The organism is Polynucleobacter sp. 35-46-11 (assembly GCF_002281105.1).
In genome coordinates this window covers 1-2,530 of record NZ_NCFJ01000376.1, presented here as the reverse complement: position 1 = coordinate 2,530, position 2,530 = coordinate 1, and the positions used below count along the sequence as shown (strand labels likewise).

The 2,530-nt window shown below is 45.9% G+C and carries 2 protein-coding genes; both read left to right on the top strand.

Features of this window, described 5'->3' with window-relative positions; translation table 11 throughout:
* Positions 1 to 38: 38 nt before the first annotated feature.
* The gene (locus tag B7Y67_RS15150) at positions 39 to 878 is read left to right on the top strand and encodes an HlyC/CorC family transporter (RefSeq protein WP_215302073.1); all 840 of its coding nucleotides are present in this window, start codon (positions 39 to 41) and stop codon (positions 876 to 878) included.
* 8 nt (positions 879 to 886) lie between these two features.
* A complete protein-coding gene (gene lnt / locus B7Y67_RS15145) occupies positions 887 to 2,410 on the top strand; it encodes an apolipoprotein N-acyltransferase (RefSeq protein WP_293599349.1) in 1,524 nt (507 codons plus the stop codon).
* Positions 2,411 to 2,530 lie beyond the last annotated feature (120 nt).

Sequence of the window (2,530 nt, the reverse complement as noted above, 5' to 3'; positions counted from 1 at the left end):
TTCACTGAATTTACATATTTTTACGATATTCTTATTACATGCCTGACCCCAATAAATCCCTTTTAGAACGCTTGGCTGATTTTTTAACGCCACAGCCAACCAGCCCAGCAGAACGTCGCCAAGAACTCATTGAGACCCTCAGAGAAGCACAGTCCGAGGGCTTGATTGATGCGGATGCCCTCTCCATGATCGAGGGCGTATTCCAAGTGGGGCAACTGTGTGCTCGCGATATTTTGATTCCTAGAGCTCAGATTGATTGGATTGATATTAACCAATCTCTGCCTGAAATTATCCAGAGTGTAATTACTGCAGCCCACTCACGCTTTCCCGTATTCGAAGGTAGTCGCGACAATGTCATTGGCACCTTGCTTGCAAAAGACTTATTGCGCCACTCTTCTGAAAAAGATTTTCAGGTACGCGATTGGCTCCGCCCCGCAGTTTTCATTCCAGAATCTAAACGTTTAAGTGTTTTGCTGCGCGACTTCAAAGACAACCGCAATCATCTGGCTATTGTTGTAGATGAATACAGCGGCGTAGCTGGAGTGATCACGATTGAAGACGTGCTGGAGCAAATTGTTGGCGATATTGAAGATGAGCATGATATTGACGAAGAAGCAGACAACCTGATCTCTTTAGATAATGGCGACATTCGTGTCAAAGGCATTACAGAGCTAGAACAATTTAATGAGGCTCTAGGCACTCAATTTCACGATGAAGATATTGAAACTATTGCCGGCTTAGTCATTCAACATCTTGGTCGAGTACCGAAGATGGGTGAACTGATTGAGATCGACGGAATTGAATTTGAGGTTCAGCGCGCAGACCCAAGACAGATACATATTCTGCTCGCACGCCAACTTCCTAAAAAACTTCCCTGAGAATTAATTTGATTGATCAGCAATCAACCAGGTTTAGTAATGGCATCAATGTGTTGCTGCTATTTTTTCTGGGAGCCTTGCTAGCCGCTGCTGCTGAGCTCACTTATGGTGGCTGGATACAAATCCCCATTCTCAGTTTGATTTGGTGGAGGATGAGTCAGCAAGCAAGACCGCCCATTAAAAATCAATTTATCTCTGGAATGTCTTTTGGTCTAGGCTACTTTGTTCTAGGCTTATGGTGGATCTACATTAGCCTGCATGATGTCGGTGGTATGCATGCTGCCGCTTCTGGTTTAGCTGTTTTCTTACTAGCAGCAGGAATGGCCTTATTTTTCTCCAGCGCCTCCCTCGCTCTCTGTTTACCTAGACGCAAGTACTTAACAGGCTTGGTGCTAGCAGCATCTTGGGTGCTAATTGAATACCTTCGTAGCGTAGTCTTAACTGGCTTTCCTTGGATGGGGCTTGCTGAAGCCCAATTCAACGGCCCCTTCGCGCCAGTTGCGCCATTCTTGGGTGGCCTAGCCTGCACATTTTTAGTGGTGTGGGTCTCTTGGGAATTCAGTCAGTTAAAGAAAAATATGTTCTTTAGCAGTGCTTGCATTATTTCTACGATTGCACTTGCACAACTCGCGAGCTTGTGGACTTTCACAAGCCCAATTGGCGAGCCACTCAGTGTGCGTTTAATTCAGGGGAATTTTGAGCAAAGCCTCAAGTTCAACCCCAAATCCATTGAAGAACAATTTAGCTTTTATACCAATGCTATTGAGAGTCAATCGGCTGATCTCATCATTACTCCAGAGACTGCATATCCTTGGCCACAAAGCAATCTACCTGCAGGCTTATTAGGATCACTCCAACAGTTTTCTACCAATACCTCCAGCAATGTTTTGCTTGGATTGATTGGGGAGATCAGTGGCTCTACTGGCGTGAAATACACCAACCGGGCTCTTGGACTATCTCCTAATGCTCCAAGCTATCAATATGACAAATCCCACTTGGTACCCTTTGGTGAATTTATTCCGCCTGGCTTTCATTGGTTTGTGAATGCTTTCCATGTTCCTATGAGCGACTTTGCACGCGGCACATTAGATCAAGCCCCCTTCAGCATCATTCGTTCCGGCAAGGAATCAATTCATGCAGCAATCACGATTTGCTATGAGGACGTATTTGGCGGGGAGCTAGCATCCCGAATTGATCAGAGCAGTAAACCCGTTAACCTGTTGATCAATATGACTAATCTAGCTTGGTTTGGGGACTCTCAAGCACCAGCGCAGCAATTAAGACTATCCCAGTTACGCTCCCTGGAGACTGGCCTCCCAGCGCTGCGAGCCACAAATACCGGCATTACGGCAGCCCTTGGCCCAGACGGGAAAGTGCTATCTCAGCTTGGCGAATTTACCCAAGGCGCGCTCAGCCTGAAGATTCAAGCCTACTCTGGCAAAACTCCTTATGTCATTTGGGGAAATGCCCCCATTTTGAGCCTTTCTTGCCTCTTGCTCATCCTGGGTCTGATTCGCCATAAACGAAACTAATCGCGATTTCATAGTTCACCTGCTTAGCCATGTAAAATCAAAGGCTTAGCCAGGTAAATCATGCTTACTTTTCAGCAAATCATTCTCAAACTCCAAGATTACTGGGACCAACAAGGTTGC

Bases quoted from the DNA above. Each gene is read 5' to 3' on its own strand.
- B7Y67_RS15150 (WP_215302073.1), top strand. From the start codon at position 39: ATGCCTGACCCCAATAAATCCCTTTTAGAACGCTTGGCTGATTTTTTA.